Source organism: Bacteroides faecium, from assembly GCF_012113595.1.
Lineage (GTDB): Bacteria > Bacteroidota > Bacteroidia > Bacteroidales > Bacteroidaceae > Bacteroides > Bacteroides faecium.
Genome location: NZ_CP050831.1, coordinates 589,541 through 606,865 on the forward strand (window position 1 = coordinate 589,541; position 17,325 = coordinate 606,865).

A 17,325-nucleotide genomic window follows, 5' to 3' on the forward strand; every position below is an offset into this window, starting at 1 on the left:
TTTAAGAGAGAAAGAAGATTCTGTCTTAAGAATCTGTTTATTTTGGAAAACTGTTTTATTTACCAGTTAATGCCTGCTTAATTTTAAAGGCCAAACTCTGATAATGAGCGCGGGTAGTAGTATCTCCTGCATTTGCTTTACTTTGGAGCAGGGCATAACTATCCATTATTTTCTGATGAATAGCCGGATTCTTTATCATCCCTGTATTACTGAGCGGATTTAACTCGAACCCTGCCTTTTGCCAATCTACACGTTCAGTAATAAAACGTTCCTCAACCTCATTCTGTGCTTTAAAAGAAAATAGAGAAGCTTTCTGTGTCACCAGTCCGCCTTCTTTCAACAGTTTCTCTACATAAGCAATCTGTAAATTGCGGTCATACATATTCAGCCCGGAACCGGATTTGGTTTTCTTCCATACAAAATTATAAATATCATCCATAAACTCGCTGTAACGGTAAGCCTGTTGAGGATACAATTCTTCGTACAGAACGAGGCTCGATGTCACATAAGGGAAGAACAGGCGGTTGAGAACCATATTCTGCAAAGAACTCGGCGAATAAATGGGACCGGTGTACTTTATCACATTTCTGTCCAACAACCATTCCGGCAGTTCCATCATCGTCTCCAATATAAACTTCAAGGCTTCCTTCTGTTCCGTTTTCGGAACAAAACGTATAACGGACTTCTCACTGTCCCGACGCGGTTCATCCAGATAAATGCCACCCACCGTCACCATAGCGTGCAGGAGATAACGCTGCATCTGTATGATGACTTCCTTATAGGATTCCGTCAGACGTTCGTATTGGTTATCATCCTCACTAGTCCATTCCGGCAGGTTCTTCACGATCAGTTTCAGATTTTTCAACCCATACATTCCCGCTTTTACCGCGTTGTCTCCCAAATCTTCCGCCTTGCAAGACGGGTCGACCTCATTAATAAATGGCTGCGGGCCGTATTTATACATCGGGTCATGCTCTTTCTCTTTAATCCATTGATTCAATGTCGTTTTTTCCTCATCAGGAGAAGCAGCGTCCAAAATGGGTTTATATCCCCACTTGATAGCAAACTTGTCATATACCCCCAGAAGCGGCGGAGTCAAAACAACGCCTTCGTCACCCGGTTGGGCTACATAATTGAAACGGGTATAGTCCATGATAGAAGGAGTCGTACCATATTTTCGGGTAAAGGTGGCTGAACGCAATGAATCGACAGGAAACGAATAGGACGCGCCGAAATTATGCATTAATCCCAATGTGTGACCAATTTCGTGCGCAGCTACATAACGCAGAGAGCTTCCCATTGTCTCATTATCGAATACAGCCTTACGCACTTTCGGGTCTACCGCAGCAGTTTGCACGAACCGCCAGTTATGCAGCAATTTCACGAGATTCGAATAGAAAAGTACATCTCCCTGAATAATTTCTCCCGACCGCGGGTCGACGCAGGAAGGCCCCATGGAGTTTTGTTCGGGAGTTGTAATCATCCGGTAGCAACTATACCGGATATCATCGGGATCAAAATCCGGATCATCTTTCGGATAATCCCGCGCCACAATCGCATTCTTAAATCCTATCTCTTGGAATGCAACCTGCCAGTCCTCGATTCCTTTCTTTATATAATCCCTCCATTTATCGGGAATGGCGGTATCCACATAATAGATAATCGGTTTCTGCGGCTCAACCAGTTCCCCCTGCCGGTAACGTTCCAGTTCTTCGGGTTTAGGTTGCAAATTCCATCGGTTGATATACGAAAGTTCCTGCAGGCCGTCTTTCTTTTCCGTATATAGCCTTTTGGTTTCATCAAAATAACCGATACGCGAATCACTGTAACGGGGACGCATAATCTTCTTCGGCAATAGAATAATATTACGTGTCATAGTCACCGTAAACGGGCCGCCGTCTACGGTATAGCTCATCAATGACTTGATATTAATATTCAAGGGAAAACATTTCATTCCCAAAATAGAAGACTTGGAAGCGACAAGGCTTCCTTTCATCGCTTTCTTCTTCCTCAACACGTCCATGATATTCTCCGAACGGAACGGGCTGAACTCCGGTACGTCGGTAATAAAAAGCGGGCTCATATTGATAACGTATGCCGAAGAATCCGGCGACAGGCTCTCTATCTTGTAAGCCTCCCAGATAGGGTCTGAAAAGTTACGCAGAAAAGCTTCGTACATGTTGGAAGTGGTATCGCATAGGTTACGAACCATTCTCCTGTGCATATACACTTTCTTTTCATCTGCCGAGAAAGTCACCAATACCGGATTGCGTGGCATTTGTCCGGCAGCTATATCTTTGTTATTACTGGTGCTCGACACTCTGGACGAAATCATGAAATCCCGTTTCATCAAGTCTTTGGGAATCTCGAAATAATATTTATCCTTGACGATATGTATCTTGAACATACCGTCAATAGTTTCGGCTCCCTTTAATAATTTGTTGTATTCCGTCAAACCATTCCTGGCAGAATCCTTCACCGCAGTCTGTTCCGTTGCCGCTTTCTTTTTCTTATTTTTCAGGATCTGGCTTTCAGCATTGGCAGTTGTCACTCCGGCAGCCAAAGTCCCTACAAGAAATAAACTGATAATCTTATTCATATAAAGTTTCTTTAAATCTATAATTCCAACTTGGACAGGTCGAATCCGTTTTCAAGCATGGCTTCACGGATGATATCATACTTTTTCTTCATCACAGGATATTGAGCACAGATTTCCTGAATCTCGGCAGGAGTCTTCGCAAAAACGAAGTTCATCCATTGAGATAAATCCGTCTCCCTGGAAGGGGCATAGAGTGAATAAAAAGGCCAGTCCTCATCTTCTTCATCCACAAAAGAACGGTCGGGGTCATAGCTGATAAGCCCGTAATAGTAAAAATCCGTATCGTAAGGGGTAGCGTCATAACCAAAATAGAACCAGTCATACACACCCGCTTTCACCTCTTCGCTAGCTGCGTAGAAAGCGTCGGAAATAGTAAATAGCCCTCTGACTTCGGACATATATCTCGCCCAAAAAGTTGCGTTCACATCTGCCCTGATCTGCCTGAATTCTTCCTGCGGCATTGTTTTCAGGCCGGATGTCACATTGCCTACGGCAATAAAGCTGCCACTGGCATAACAGTTCATGACTGTCGTTTCGCCATAAGAATCCATTTTTACCTCTTCTGCCAATATCACCGAAAACGGCAAATTCTTCTTCAGAAAATCATCCGGATATAAATCCAGCAATACCTCTTGCAGAAATTCAATGCCTTCATCCATTACTTCCTGCTTCTGTTCGGGAGCGGTAATCTTAATACCGTTGTCAGAGGTGAAGTTAAATTTATAGTCCGCTTCAGTGGGATTGGTGATGATGACGGTCTGATATTTCTGATAGAACTCATGGATAAAATGCCGGGTAGGGTCCGACGGGTCATCCTCCAGGACATTGTACTTGTCCGGCTGGTCGGACACGTTCAACGCATCCTCATTATAACAGGAAGACATTCCTGCCAACAAACTTATTAACAATATAAATTTCCTCATAATCAGTCAATTATTTAATAGGTTCACTAACCGGACGTTCAAATATCTCAATTTCCGTATTCCTGTCTCTCTCGCTTTTAGGAATCGGCAATACATACCCCTTTTTGTCCTGAAGCTTGAAAACATCTCCCGCACCCTCTGTTTCTTTCGAGGTATATGTGTGTTGCAGAGGCGGACAGCCATATCTGCGCAAATCAAACCAACGGAAACCTTCAAAGGCCAATTCACGGCGACGCTCCTTACGCACAGTAGCCACAATCCCTTCGGGGTCGATAACCAGGGGATCAGCTCCCTGTTTCATCCTGTTATCCCGAAGTTCATTCAGGTCGGCAAGCGCCTTGTTCGTATTGCCGGACACTGCATAAGCTTCCGCACGGTTCAAATAGGCTTCCGAAATGCGGAAGGCATTCGAGTAGACTGTTGCCGAATTGCTTTTCCACTTAAAGGGAGTATAGAAACAATACTCTTTCGCAGAAGGGCTGGTCTGACGTCCCACCGTATTCTTAAAGTACCGTACAAGGCGCAAATCATCTGCCGAATACAATGCCAGCAAATCATCAGACACCACTATCTGTCCCGCATACCTGTAATCTTCTCCCATGTGCGACTCGAATGTAGTGACTCCATAGGACAACAGGATTTCTTTATTGGCAACGGAAAAGAAATTATGGCTATCGTCTTCGCGCAACTTATAAAGGGGATGGGAAGTCGCCCTCAACACGGAATCGCAATATAAAACCGTTTCATCATATTTTTCCTGGAAAAGAGCAATACGCGACGCCAGCAGATAAGCACTCGGCAAGTTCGGACGGAAGATAGTCTTTTCACCGTCCACTGCCTTGAAACACTGGATAGCCCGGATGATGTCTCCTTCCATTTTCGCATAGACCACGGCATTGGTTGCCCGTTTCATCATTCTATCCGACAAACTGACTTCATCATTGACCGGTACACAGAGATCTTGGTCTGCCGTAGCGGGAGTGTAAGGTTGCCCGTACAGATTGGCAAGCATGAAATATGAAAGAGCTCGCATGAAATAGGCCTCACCGGCCAAGTCCCGGCGTTCCATGTCCGTCCCGTTCATTTCGGGAAGCTGGTCGAGGATGATGTTGGTCATCAGAATTTTATGATAATAGGAATTCCACGCCACATCGGATGAAAACTCATTCGACATGCCGACTTCCGGATTTGCCTGCCAGGTATAGTATGCCCATACGGATTCTCTGAAGTCATTAGACAAAGGAGTGGGACGGGTCCCATAGTAGCATTGGTCCTGCACATCATCGGTCATATACTCCAGATAGGGATGAGGTATCTCCCTGGCTTTCGTCTTCATCACCTCGCCGAAGAAGAACTCCTTATAGTCCTTGACCGACTTGGGTATCATCAAATCCTGTGAACTTTCTTCTAAAAAGTCGCCACATGATGACAGTATGCCCGCAAGCAATAAGATATATAAATTATACTTTTTCATCATTGTTTCCATAATTAAAGAGTTATACTAAAGCGAAGTGAATACGAACGCTGCGGCGGAATACTCCGCGAACCCAGTCCTATTTGTTCCGGATCTCTTCCCTTCAAGGCTTTGTCTTTAATGACAAACACATTGCCGGCATCGAAACTGACACTTGCGCCTTTCAGGAAAACAGGCTTCAGCCATTCCCGTTTGAGGTCGTAACGGACAGACATCGAGCGGCATCTGAGGAAACTGCCCGAAACGACTCTGATATCACTCTTATTATACATATCCCAACCGTTATCCGCAATGCGATAAGTCACATCTCTCTCATTAATCGTCAGACTCTTATCTGACAGTACCGGTATATTGGTCCTGTCTTCATCGCCCGGTTCTCTCCAACGGTTCACAAACTCACTGGACATATTCTGATCCGGATAAGGAAGGCGCTGCCCGGACGATTCGTACAAATCGTTCAAGCGGAGCTTATTGCCGAAGCTGAATGAGAACAATGCATTGAACGTGATATTCTTATAGCGCAGATAAGTAGAGAAGCCCCCTGTCAAGTCAGGTTCGCGCTTTCCGGAAAGCACAAAGGCGCGGTCATACATTTCCTGTTGTGAATGGACAACTGTGTTTCCTTCTTCATCCTTTTCATTGATATCCTTGAAAGTAGGATAGCCATTCGCGTCCAGCTTATCGAATTTATAGGAATAGAAGCTGTTGACAGCATTCCCATTGCTTACCAGCGTACCCGAGATATAGTCTTCCCAAGTGACAGCCGAATTTCCGGCATTCAGCACCTTATTGTAGTTCTTTCCCGTATTGAATGAGAGACTCCACATCCAGTTTTTGGTCTGAACCGGCACAAAAGACACTGCCAGGTCCCATCCTTTGTTTTCCACGTCTCCGTCATTAATGGATACACTCATCGCCCCCGTGGAAGGAGCTACATTCTTCGTGACCACCTGGTCGACGCCCTTTTTATAATATACATCGAGCGAGCCATAGATCCGGTTATTCCAGAAAGCCCAGTCGAGTGCTATATTATACGACCGCGTCTTTTCCCATTTCAACTTATTATTCGGCAGTTTGTGAAGGGTGGACACATATTCCTGCGGCAATGCTTCCAGCGTTCCCAAGCTTGCTATCAGATTGGGTGTCTGGTCCGGGTGTACATTACCCTGTATGCCATACGAAGCACGGACTGCCAAATCATTCAGGAAGTTGACATTCTTCATAAACTTCTCATTGATAACGTTCCAGCGTGTAGAAACCGACCATATAGGCAGAAAGCGCACGCTCCGGCTCTGACCGAACTTATTGGAACCGTCCGTCCTTATGTTAAAGTTCAGGATATAGCGGCTGTCATAGACATACGCCGCCGTAGCGTAAAGCGAAACTACATTATTCTTCGTATCGGTCACCACATCCGGGCTGTTCTTCATCAAAGTTCCGTATCTTGTCCATACAGTAGGGTCAATGTCTACAAACTTCTTACCTCTGTCCGGCAGATAACCATACTGTGTAGACCGCAGACCGTCATACTTGGAAGACCTGACTTCCTGACCGATACTTCCGGAAATCTCATGTTTGCCGAAACTATGCATCAGGCTCATGCTATTTCTCCAGGTATAAGAGGTATGGCGGGTGTTCGATGTCACCAGCTCTCCACCGAACGGAAGCAGACACCTCTGTTCGGCAAAAACCGGGTCTTCCAACGGATTCGGCAACATCGTACCATAGGGAGTCAGTCTCATGGAAGAGATGTAGTACGATTGCTCATCCGCCCAGTTTTCCTGCGTCACATGACTTCTCGAAAGTCCCAGGATAGACGAGAACTTCAGCCATGAGGCTGGTTTCCAGTCCAGGTTAATAGCTACGTCAATGGCTGAGTTGTCATTTTTGTTTCCGCTATGGTTCAGTTCATTAACGATATTATAAGGTAAATTGCCATTATAGCCCGACGCATTGGAATAAAAATGCAAATCATTGGAAGCTGTCCGCAAAGGAATAGCCCGCGAGGTGTTATAGGCATACTCGTACACATCAATAGAAGTATGAGGGCGATCCGCCTTAGAGAGCGAGCCGCTTACTTTTAATCCTAATTGCAGGTTCCGGTTGATCCGGGTATTTATTTTAGCCAGCACGTTATAACGTTCCAGCCCTTCCCCGATTGTGACACTCTGGTTATTGGCATATCCTACGGACATATAATAATTGGCACGGTCGTTACCGCCCGAGATGGCTACCGAATGTTGATGGGTAAATGCCGTACGGAATAACAAATCATACCAGTCTGTATTCAACCCCTTCAATGCCTTTACTTCTTGCAGAAAGTCCTGATAGGAGATATCCTTATTCCACAACTGCTGTAATGCCCCTTCATAACCGATATCCGACGGCTTATAACTTCCGAAAGCGAGTCCTCTTTCGTGCATCTCGATAGACATATCAATTCTGTCTGCGGAATTCATCCTGAACATTTTATCATAAGTGGGGGGAGCCGTTATCCCCAGTGTAGCAGTGTATGAGATGCTGGGCTTCTGGCTTTTGCCCTGTTTGGTAGTCACCACAATCACCCCATTGGCAGCCTTTATACCGTAGATAGCCGTAGCACTGGCATCTTTCAGGATATCCACCCGTTCAATATCTTCCGGATTCACGGAACCGATTGCATTTCCAATCAAATTAATCTTGTCAGGACTGTTCAACTCTTCCGTGGAGATATTGACCGGTTCTTCCAGAATGATCCCGTCAACCACCCACACCGGCTCTCTGTTTCCGGTAATGGAAGAAGAACCCCGGATTCTGATTTTAGGAGCTGCTCCCGGAGTGGAAGACATATTCATTACAGCCACACCCGGCAGGCGCCCTTGCAACATTCTGTCAATGGACAAGTACTCTCCCCCTATCAGGTCCGCTCCCTTTATAGAAGAAATAGAGCTGGCCAGCTTGCGTCTGTCAATCTCCTGATACCCTGTCACGACCACCTCGTCAATGGATTTCACGTCCGACTTCATCACTACTCTCAAAGGTTTTCCGATGACGACTTTTACCTCTTCCACCATCATTCCCAGATAAGAGACTTGCAATAACGGTTCTTTCTGCTGCAACAGGCTGATTGAGAATTTACCCTCACTGTCCGTTATAGTCGAATGGTCTGTTTTCATTAACTTAATATAAGCTCCCGGCAATGGCAGTCCGTCTTCATCTACCACAACTCCCGCAGCAATACGAGATTCATTCTTAGGCTGTTGATAAACAATCGTCACGATGTTTCCTTCAATTTCGTAAGTATAGCCCGTATTTGACAATACCTTATCCAACACCTCGCCTATCGGCTGACTGTTACTCCGCACAGTGATGCGAGGCATGTTTTTCACTTGTTCCGTGCTATAAATAAAGTTCAGACCTGTCTGTACCTTCACAGCATCAAAAAATTCTTTTACCGTAGCAGACTTCAGATTTAAGGATACCCTCTTTGCACTCGACTGCGATGTAGCCAACACCGGCGTAAACAACAGGAAAATGAAACAGAGAATCATAACAATACGTTCACGAGCTCTCTTTTTTTGCATGTGCCCTCCTTTTTTAGAATAGTATTAGTAATAGGTAATTTGCTTATTTTCTTATTTTCTTATAACAATGCTTTCTCCCCGGACTTCCGCCTCCAGATGCGTCACACGTTGTATGGCTTTCAGTATGGGGGATATAGAACCGTAACGATCAATATCACCCGTAAAGCGTATTTTCTTGATGTCTTCCGATTCAAATATGATTTCTTTATTATACCAACGGGATATCACGTTCATCAAACTTTCCAACGAGCAGTTGTCAAAAACAAAGCGTCCGTTATTCCAGGCAACATAAGGTTCTATGTCTACCTCACTAATCTGCACTTCCTGCGTTGCGGCATGAAGCACAGCCAGTTCTCCGGGTTTTATCTTATATTCTCCCCCCAGATTAGGCAGGACGCTGACGGAGCCGTTTACCAGGACTACTTTCGTGATTCCGGCCATATAGGTATTGACATTAAAGGAAGTGCCATATTGGCGGACCACTCCATTTGCCGTTACCACCCGGAAAGGACGTTTGCTGTCTTTAGCCACCTCAAAATAGGCTTCACCGTCCAGATAAACCGTACGGCTGCCGCTAGAGAAATGCGACGGATACTTTAACGTTGTATTATAGTTCAAATGTACCCTCGTCCCGTCCTCGAATGTCATCCAGAATTCGCTGTCATCATATGTAGACAGTTTGTTATTCTCCGCCACAGGGGTTTCTACCGGCATATCTTCTTCCGCTTGAGGTTTTGCCGACGGCGGAACGAGTAATTTCACAATCGTATCCTGTATCGAACTGGCAGGTGCTGATTTCAAGTCTACCTGCTGCCCGTTCGTCAAGACAAGTGTCGCCTTTTGTTTTCCCATTTGCTCCGAACGAATCATTGCGATACGGGTTTCTTCCGAGATTACCGGTTTGGAATCCATCCGATATGTTCCCCAAAGCCAGACGGCAAGTCCTATCACGGGTATCATAAAGATAGCAGCGTAACGTCCTATCCTGCCCCAACGCATAGTCCGGACAGGGAAATGCTCTTTCTGAAACCGTTGCCATGCACGTTCTTCATCCACTCGGGCAAACTCCCGATACCGGTCTGCCAGACAAGTTTCCCGCATCATACGTTCATAGTTCTCTCTATTTTCCGGAGAACTATCAAGCCATAATTGCAACTGTTCTTTATCTTCTTCCGAAGCATATCCCAGCAACTGATCATGGATAATGGAGTTTATACTTCTTTTACGCTTCATCATATTATTTCATACTTATTTATATCAAAGACGATTAAGCAAAAAGAATGAGGGACAAGTTTCCGAACTATTTTCTTCAAAAAGATATTTTTATAATTCAGAATTAGTTCTTTTTGCACAAAATCAGCCACATACAACGAACATTTTGTTCATTGCAAACAGGTGTTAACAAATGTAGTCAGTCGAGTATTTATATCTTATTTTATGGAAGCAGCAGTTGGAGCAACAAGAACTGATAGGAACTCAGTTTTTTCCGAAGGATGGACATCGCCCTTTTCTTCTGTGTCTTTACCGTTTCAATAGAGACATGAAGCGCCTGGGCTACTTCCTCATTCTTTTTGCCTTCCATATACATCAGGAACACTTCACGGCAACGTTCCGGCAAAGCATCAATCGTTTCAAAAAGCCGGCGATAGACTTCCTCACTAAAAAATCCCTCTTCATCCTCTTCTCCTGTCCGATAAGCCGGATGAGCGTCGAGCATTTTCTGTAGATAGTTACCTTCTATGTTTTTGTGTTTCAGATAATCAAGTGAAGCGTTCCGGACGGAATTATACAAATAGGCTTTAAAAGATACCAGTGATTGAAATACCATCTTCTTCGCCCAGATAGTAGAAAACAATTCCTGCACAATGTCTTCCGCTGATTCGGAAGTGCCTATAATCTGAATCGCATAGCAAACCAACCCTTTATAATAACTCTTATAAAGCAGTCGGAAGGCTGTGACATCCAGCTTATTTATCTGTTCTATTGAAATCTCATTGCTACCCATTGCAGGAGTTTTGCGCCAAAAATACAAATTTAATAATAATATCCTATACAGAAGAACGGATATTTTTCTTCAGGGCAACAAAGAAAAAAAAATCCCCGGCAACCTTTTTCAGAAAGGTTGTCGGGGATTTTTATATGCTCGGTCATTTATAAATTAATACTCTTCCTCGTTAAAGAAAAAATCTTCCTTACTAGGATAATCCGGCCAAATATCTTCGATACTCTCATAGATTTCGCCCTCATCTTCCATCTCTTGGAGATTCTCAATAACTTCAAGAGGAGCACCCGAACGCATGGCATAATCAATCAATTCGTCCTTGGTTGCCGGCCAGGGAGCATCTTCAAGTTTTGATGCTAGTTCCAATGTCCAATACATAATTTTGAGTATTTAAAGTGAATACTTAATTTGTCTTGCTTTCTATTTTTCGGCAAAAGTATAATAAAATCTATCATTTCCAACTATTATCCCAAAATATTTCGTTGTTTTGTTCATCAAAATTAATTTTTCGGGATAAAACAAACAAATAATCTGATAATCTGTTGACAAAAGCTAGGACTTTAGGCGAAATTGTACAAGTTTCGGATAAAGTCAGAATACGTCTTTCCGCTCTCCGGCAAACAGTACGGCAGATGTGGCAAACAGATGCCCCCCGACTTCCGCCCGGAATAATAAACGCGCAAAGTTCCGGTAGTTGCTCGTCCAGTTTATCTATCTCCTGTTCGATACTTTCCACATCTTCCGAAGAGATTATACTGGCAGGTTTCAGTTGTGTCTTCTCCTGGTCGGTGGCAAGATGTGACCCGATAGCGAAGAGCTTATGCTGAATACCCAGGACAAAGTCACGGTCTGCCTCATCCAGCAGATAAGTATGTAACCATCCTAAATGGGAATTCAGTTCATCCACTGTTCCGTAGGCTTCCAGACGGATATGAGTTTTCGGTACACGGCTACCGCCAACCAGGCTGGTAGTCCCTTTATCACCGGTTTTTGTATATACAAGGCTCTTTTTCATAATGTTCTTTTTTTAGTCATCTATATAAGGTAAACGTACAAAGGTTCTCAGAAGTTGACGATATAATGCTGTTTTATTTTTGTTTTATCAAAAAAGAGCAGACCGAGGTCGTATAAGTCAAAAGTAATCCCTACCCGCTCGTCCTCTTGCAATCGTTGCCAAAGCGCTTTCATCTCTTTCGAATAGCAGATGCCATGTACGACAAATACACTTTTCAGAGTAGTCCGCTGCGCACAGATACCAAACACTTCTTCCAATAATTCAGGATTCCGGTAATCATTCAGATAGAGAAAATCGACCGGAACGTCCGTATCCAGGAACAGCTCCGACAAGTCAGGAGCAAAAAGATACTCAGCAGAAGGTTTAGCCGATTGAAGGTAAAGTGAGGTCACCGAAGGACGACCTACTTCAACGATAGTGGCAGGTTGCACCTTATTCACCAGCCGGAACAAGAAACGATTTACTTTTTGTGAACCTTTACTGTACCCACGCTCTCTTACCAACTTCTTCTGTTCCTTTTTCAAAGAATCGTAAGCATAATAAGGCATTTTTTCATATATCACATCTGTTATCAGACTGAAAGCAAAAGGGGAATGTACACCATATCCGCAACGATAACGGAAACGGGAAAGCCAGATAAAAGGTCTTTTTATACAGAGTAGAAGATTCATAAAACCATCATTCGTTTTTTATTCGTAACGCAAAGATATGTTTTTTTATCTCACAGAAGCAAACCGGGAAAGAAATGTTATAAATATTCGGCAATTTAAGGAAGCGGATTTCATTAGAAAAGGGTTGGCTCCTTGCGGAACCAACCCTCATTACTCATCTATTCCAAGTTACTACTGTAGTCTGAATACCACAGGCACAGTATATTTCACTCGAACTTTCTTGCCATTCTGTACTCCGGGTTTCCATTTCGGCATAGAGCTTATCACACGGATAGCTTCTTTATCCAAATAGGCATCTACCCCTCGTACCACTGTCGGATTCGTAATCGTTCCGTCTTTGTCAACGACAAACTGGACAATCACTCTTCCCATTGAACCCATTTCTTGAGAAATAGTCGGATACTTGATATTTGTACCCAAATACTTCATCAAGGCAGCCGCGCCCCCAGGAAATTCAGGCATGATTTCGGCAGTCACATGAATGACGTCTTCTTCAACCTTTTCAGTTTCCACAACAGGCGGTACCCAAACGATTTCGTAAGGTTGACCTTGATCTTCCGAGACTGTTGTAACTGCATCCGTCACCTCTTGTTCGTTAGTTACTATTTCGATCAATTCTGATGCTTTAACTTCCGGTGGTGGAGGCGGTTCCAGTTTCTCTTCGGGATACGTGATCGGAACGAGTACCTCTTCAAAGATGGGGTCGTTAGCTAACGAATTTGCCGCTAATCTCACATCATGCTGTGTCCATTCGAACGAAACAAACATGAAAGCAAGCGCAACAACTGCACCCATCAGCAACCAAGAACCACGTTGGTTCTCAATTGCAGCCTTTTTTGACTTTTTGGCTTCCATAAAAAATGTGTTTAAGTAATTAATAATAGAAAATATATAGTATATATACTACTTTTCGTTTTTCCTCTTAAGCATTACTTAAAGTGCTCTCTAGCTGCAATAAATATAGTATTTTTATGGATAGGCCGTTACATTAGCTCTTGTTTATTTCATTCTTTTGCTATCTTTTGGATAAAATTTATGAAAAGTACCGGTTATTTTTTCCCAATCACAATATAAACAAAAAAACACTCAACACAAAACGTCCGGATATCCATAGAAAGTGTTACATTTGTAAGTTAACTTACAACTCTTCAAACTCAAGACTTATGAAACAATAGTAATACCACCCGGCAAATACAGCTTCTTAAATACTATAAATAAATATGGGATGATATACGCAGAAAAAGATGAAATTATTCAGCCTTTCATATATAAAAACATATATACGTTGAAAGATGGGCTTGTTTTTGTAAACACTAATAACAAAGCCGGAATGTTTGATAAAAACTGGAATATTAAATTAGCTTTTGAATATGATAGCATATGCGATCGTATTATAATAAGCAAATATGATTTCATTATTAATGATATGCCCATAGAAGATATCGGAGACAAACGAGAACCCAAATTGATTGTATTATTGAATAATACATGGAACTACTATGATGGTCAAGGGGAGATTATCCGCAAAGATGTCCCCAAAGAAATAATTATGGAAAATTATGGATACATACTGGAATGGGGTACACCATCTAATGAAAACCCAGACTTTAGTATGAAGCATGCGAAGAGTAATTCTAAAAATTAATCAACCCATGAAATCATTATTTCAAATTCCGAAAGATAAGGCAAAATTAATCCCGTATGCAGAAATCATTATAGGGATAATTCTACTCAGCCTGGAAGTTTATGACTATTTTACTTTGTACTCTATGGAGGAAGTCGATGCGATGTATGGTGGCATTGTTGATTTCTGCAAATATAGAGAAAACACATTTTGTCCTGCCTTTCTATGGACGATACTTATACTTACAGGGATAAGTTATTGGAGTAACAAAAAGCTATATTGGATTTCGACACAGGCATTGATACTGCTACTTTTATTGAAGGCAATCCTACCATTCTATGAAATTTTTATAGAATTAAACCCGATAGCTTTCTATATCCTGCCACTTTTGTACTTCACATTATTTATCGCAATAGAGATACAACTATTCAAAACTAAACAAATAGAATCAATAGATATTAGTACTAAAACGAAGCTATTGGGACTTGGAGTTGGCATTCTATGTTGCATAATTTATATCTTACTTTTATAAAGACCATAGACGAACTACTCAAGGACGTATAAGCCGTTAAGCAGAAAAGACAACACTATTACCCAGGAAAAAGAAAAACAAACAATCGAATGAAAAAATAGAGCATCGGACTATTAGTGATTCAATAATTTACTATCTTTGTGACGTCGTAGCGCGACACGCATTTTACATTTTAAGAAAAAAAGTGTTTAGCTGATTTCTGTGTCAGAGAAAAGTCCAAATTTATTAATGCCACAAGAAACAGATGAATACTCCTTGCAATAGGCGGGGGGTGTTTCCTGTTTGTGTGCATAGGGCTTGGACTCCCTCTCTGACGGATAGGTAAATACCTTTCCGCTTTTTTTATGTCTATACGTTTGCAAAAAAGGTATGATGCACAATTTTGTAATAACTATGCAAGGGTAAGTAAAATCAGACAGGGGCGACTGGCGGCTGACGGCTATAAAGTCGAAAACGTAACATTCAAGTGTTACTACTTGCCTTTTACAATATTTTATTTCAGAGGCTAGCAAAACCCGAAGGGGAACAGCAAGTGGATTTATCCGGCTGTTCCCCTTATTTTTACTACTTCCAATATACACTAATAAAAAGGGGCTTCAGCTTTCAGCCACCTTTAAAAAGCCCCTTTTCATCGACACTTTTGGCTGAAAGCACACCTGAAAGCAAAAAGGAATTGATACTCAGCCCACACTCTGCACTCTTTAGCCCACGTGTCAGATTTGTTTTCAACTACTGATGCGCATAAGTATAACATAAACTTTTGATTCATAAGTTCCACCAGTTTCACCTTACATCTGAAACATCGATGAATAAGGAGATAGCGGGTGAAAGCGTAGGGAAAAACAAGGTGAAGTCTTTCATTATCGCTTTCACCTTTTGAATTTATTTATACCGATTGCTGGACATATAGAGCCACCGTGCTGAATATATAGATTCAATACGGTGAGTATATAGATGCAATCTGTTGAATATATAGATGTACCAATTCAAGTATTAATAGATGACAACCAAGGTATTAACACCTGACAACTAGGCTATTAATACCTGACAGTTCATCTATTAATACCTGACAGTGAGTTTGCTATTAGCATATTTCGATTAGCTATAAGCATATCCGGATTAGCTATAATGATATTGGTTTTAGCTCAAGGGATATTTTGAAAAACAAAGGATATTTTGAAAAAACAAGGTGAAACCGATAATGTCCGGTTTCACCTGAATTCACCCCTTGCTTTCACCCGCTATCTCCTTATTCATCGGCATTTTGAGAATCAGGTGAAATCGAGGAACAGCAAGTTCTTATAGCTGCATTTATGATACTTTATTTGGTTCTCTTCTTTCTATCTGCATTTTCCTTTTTACGTATATCCTGATACTTCTTATATTGTTCATCAGTCAGGATACTTTTTATTTTAGCTTCTCCTTCTGTTCTCCTTTTTTGCATCTCTTCGCGTGAAGGTCTTTCACCTGAGTTACTCTTTGCAGGTCGCATTTCTCCTATTGCAGCTTTAAAATCTTTAGCCTGCTTTTCATCCAGCCCCAAGTCGGTTATCATCTGCTCCATACGCTTCTCTCTATCAACTTTCCCTTTTTGACGATTTTGAGCCATACATACCGTTGAGCCAATCAAGAACACAACAATCAAACTTAAAATTTGCTTTCTCATAATTCTAACATATTATTAAATGAATAATGTATGTTAGACCTCATAAATGACTGAAAGTTAATTCCATTCCAAAGAAAAGAAGACTGTTTTCACATTATTTATCTAACGAAGAATAAATCTAAAACATAAATAGGTATGTTTTATCTCCCTCCTATCCACCTGCCCTGCTTCCATTTCATGCCCGAAGGCATCAGGTTGGTTACGGAGTTATTTCGTTGTTCTGTTTTTTTGACGACCATATTCCATCCTTTTTGAAGGTTCAGGTTGTAGACTGTGCGATTTCCCCACCAGTCTTCGCCTGTTCCGGTGACGGTTGTGGAGCGGTCGCAATAGATGTATGTCTGTTCATAGCATACATTTTCTGAATCTGAAACCATATAAAGAAAGTCCGAAAAACGGTTCTGTGCGGAGATATTGCAAGCTATTTCCACAAAAGCGATGGTCTTTGCCTCTGGATTACTTATTTCGAATCCTTTGGGGAAATCCAATGCTATGTTGCCCAAAAGTTCCTGTGGCGGATTTTTCGGCAGGACCAACGTTGTGCCTTTTGCATCGAAGGGAACTTTCAACATCACGCGGATGTCTTTACCGTCTGCATCGGTAAAGACACCCGCGTGATCGTTGAATCCGTGAAACCGGGCAACGAAAGCTACCTCTGTAATCGCCGAAGTAACAGTTTCGATATCCGATATCTTTATTTCATCAATCAAGCCCACTGTTTTAAATTCAGGTTGGTCAGATGATTTGTCGCAGGCGGCAAGCATGAACAATGCTGAGATAATAGCCAAATACTTCTTCATAGTTTGTCATATTTGACACAAATGTATATAATATAATTGAGTTTGTTTCAACTTTCTATGGAAAATTGAAAACAGGCGCTGCAACGCACTATCAATTTCAGATAAAAAAGACTGCAAAGTCATATTAAAATAACTCTAAGCTACGTTATGTCAGGTTCAGAGATTCGGCACACACCGTCCGCCGAATTACAATTAACTGATGGACAAAGCAATGTGTTGGTATTACCATCTAAAAAGCTATTTAATATATGGTTCAACTACCCGGTGAGGAAGAGATAAAGAGATTTATTTCTAAGGATATCTAATATTTTAAATGAATAGAAAAGAAACATTGCTTATCTGGTTCTCTTAGACCTCACAAATGACTGAAAGTTAATTCCATTCAAAAGAAAAGAACACTGTTTTCACATTATTTATCTATGAGATATTATTTCAAAACATAAAATGGCTGCAATA

General features: G+C 42.0%; 14 protein-coding genes. 2 read left to right on the forward strand and 12 right to left on the reverse strand.

Annotated features, from left to right (window positions below; all coding sequences use genetic code 11):
- Positions 1-55: 55 nt before the first annotated feature.
- The 10 genes from BacF7301_RS02470 to BacF7301_RS02515 all read right to left on the reverse strand — a co-directional run bounded on the left by BacF7301_RS02470 (position 56) and on the right by BacF7301_RS02515 (position 13,102).
- Entirely contained in the window at positions 56-2,599 is a 2,544-nt protein-coding gene (locus BacF7301_RS02470) for a zinc-dependent metalloprotease (protein WP_167959881.1), read from the reverse strand.
- A 17-nt stretch (positions 2,600-2,616) separates the two neighbouring features.
- Complete coding sequence (locus BacF7301_RS02475) at positions 2,617-3,522, reverse strand: hypothetical protein (RefSeq protein ID WP_167959883.1); 906 nt, start codon at positions 3,520-3,522, stop codon at positions 2,617-2,619.
- A 10-nt stretch (positions 3,523-3,532) separates the two neighbouring features.
- A complete protein-coding gene (locus BacF7301_RS02480) occupies positions 3,533-4,996 on the reverse strand; it encodes a RagB/SusD family nutrient uptake outer membrane protein (protein ID WP_167967079.1) in 1,464 nt (487 codons plus the stop codon).
- Positions 4,997-5,010: 14 nt separating this feature from the next.
- The gene (locus BacF7301_RS02485; RefSeq protein WP_167959885.1) at positions 5,011-8,559 is read right to left on the reverse strand and encodes a TonB-dependent receptor; all 3,549 of its coding nucleotides are present in this window, start codon (positions 8,557-8,559) and stop codon (positions 5,011-5,013) included.
- A 51-nt stretch (positions 8,560-8,610) separates the two neighbouring features.
- On the reverse strand, positions 8,611-9,795 hold the full coding sequence (locus BacF7301_RS02490) for a FecR family protein (protein WP_167959887.1): 1,185 nt from the start codon (positions 9,793-9,795) through the stop codon (positions 8,611-8,613).
- 199 nt (positions 9,796-9,994) lie between these two features.
- Positions 9,995-10,564, reverse strand: a complete 570-nt coding sequence (locus BacF7301_RS02495; RefSeq protein ID WP_167959889.1) for an RNA polymerase sigma-70 factor — start codon at positions 10,562-10,564, stop codon at positions 9,995-9,997.
- 153 nt (positions 10,565-10,717) lie between these two features.
- Positions 10,718-10,939, reverse strand: coding sequence for a DUF2795 domain-containing protein (locus BacF7301_RS02500; RefSeq protein WP_002558131.1), 222 nt, complete (start codon positions 10,937-10,939; stop codon positions 10,718-10,720).
- A 73-nt stretch (positions 10,940-11,012) separates the two neighbouring features.
- The gene (locus BacF7301_RS02505; RefSeq protein ID WP_167959891.1) at positions 11,013-11,576 is read right to left on the reverse strand and encodes a cob(I)yrinic acid a,c-diamide adenosyltransferase; all 564 of its coding nucleotides are present in this window, start codon (positions 11,574-11,576) and stop codon (positions 11,013-11,015) included.
- Between the two features lie 47 nt (positions 11,577-11,623).
- On the reverse strand, positions 11,624-12,247 hold the full coding sequence (locus BacF7301_RS02510) for a hypothetical protein (RefSeq protein ID WP_167959893.1): 624 nt from the start codon (positions 12,245-12,247) through the stop codon (positions 11,624-11,626).
- Between the two features lie 171 nt (positions 12,248-12,418).
- Positions 12,419-13,102, reverse strand: a complete 684-nt coding sequence (locus tag BacF7301_RS02515; protein WP_167959895.1) for an energy transducer TonB — start codon at positions 13,100-13,102, stop codon at positions 12,419-12,421.
- A 370-nt stretch (positions 13,103-13,472) separates the two neighbouring features.
- On the opposite strand from BacF7301_RS02515, the gene BacF7301_RS02520 reads away from it, so the two are divergent.
- Positions 13,473-13,892, forward strand: a complete 420-nt coding sequence (locus BacF7301_RS02520) for a hypothetical protein (RefSeq protein WP_167959897.1) — start codon at positions 13,473-13,475, stop codon at positions 13,890-13,892.
- Positions 13,893-13,899: 7 nt separating this feature from the next.
- Entirely contained in the window at positions 13,900-14,403 is a 504-nt protein-coding gene (locus BacF7301_RS02525) for a hypothetical protein (protein WP_167959899.1), read from the forward strand.
- A 1,321-nt stretch (positions 14,404-15,724) separates the two neighbouring features.
- Here the strand turns inward: BacF7301_RS02525 and BacF7301_RS02530 are convergent.
- Positions 15,725-16,069: a DUF4890 domain-containing protein gene (locus BacF7301_RS02530; RefSeq protein ID WP_167959901.1), complete on the reverse strand. Its 345-nt coding sequence runs from the start codon at positions 16,067-16,069 to the stop codon at positions 15,725-15,727.
- Between the two features lie 140 nt (positions 16,070-16,209).
- A complete protein-coding gene (locus tag BacF7301_RS02535; protein ID WP_167959903.1) occupies positions 16,210-16,869 on the reverse strand; it encodes a hypothetical protein in 660 nt (219 codons plus the stop codon).
- Positions 16,870-17,325: the final 456 nt, after the last annotated feature.

Coding starts and splice junctions, on each gene's coding strand:
- BacF7301_RS02470 (WP_167959881.1), bottom strand. CDS start 2,599: ATGAATAAGATTATCAGTTTATTTCTTGTAGGGACTTTGGCTGCCGGA.
- BacF7301_RS02475 (WP_167959883.1), bottom strand. CDS start 3,522: ATGAGGAAATTTATATTGTTAATAAGTTTGTTGGCAGGAATGTCTTCC.
- BacF7301_RS02480 (WP_167967079.1), bottom strand. CDS start 4,996: ATGAAAAAGTATAATTTATATATCTTATTGCTTGCGGGCATACTGTCA.
- BacF7301_RS02485 (WP_167959885.1), bottom strand. CDS start 8,559: ATGCAAAAAAAGAGAGCTCGTGAACGTATTGTTATGATTCTCTGTTTC.
- BacF7301_RS02490 (WP_167959887.1), bottom strand. CDS start 9,795: ATGATGAAGCGTAAAAGAAGTATAAACTCCATTATCCATGATCAGTTG.
- BacF7301_RS02495 (WP_167959889.1), bottom strand. CDS start 10,564: ATGGGTAGCAATGAGATTTCAATAGAACAGATAAATAAGCTGGATGTC.
- BacF7301_RS02500 (WP_002558131.1), bottom strand. CDS start 10,939: ATGTATTGGACATTGGAACTAGCATCAAAACTTGAAGATGCTCCCTGG.
- BacF7301_RS02505 (WP_167959891.1), bottom strand. CDS start 11,576: ATGAAAAAGAGCCTTGTATATACAAAAACCGGTGATAAAGGGACTACC.
- BacF7301_RS02510 (WP_167959893.1), bottom strand. CDS start 12,247: ATGAATCTTCTACTCTGTATAAAAAGACCTTTTATCTGGCTTTCCCGT.
- BacF7301_RS02515 (WP_167959895.1), bottom strand. CDS start 13,102: ATGGAAGCCAAAAAGTCAAAAAAGGCTGCAATTGAGAACCAACGTGGT.
- BacF7301_RS02520 (WP_167959897.1), top strand. CDS start 13,473: ATGATATACGCAGAAAAAGATGAAATTATTCAGCCTTTCATATATAAA.
- BacF7301_RS02525 (WP_167959899.1), top strand. CDS start 13,900: ATGAAATCATTATTTCAAATTCCGAAAGATAAGGCAAAATTAATCCCG.
- BacF7301_RS02530 (WP_167959901.1), bottom strand. CDS start 16,069: ATGAGAAAGCAAATTTTAAGTTTGATTGTTGTGTTCTTGATTGGCTCA.
- BacF7301_RS02535 (WP_167959903.1), bottom strand. CDS start 16,869: ATGAAGAAGTATTTGGCTATTATCTCAGCATTGTTCATGCTTGCCGCC.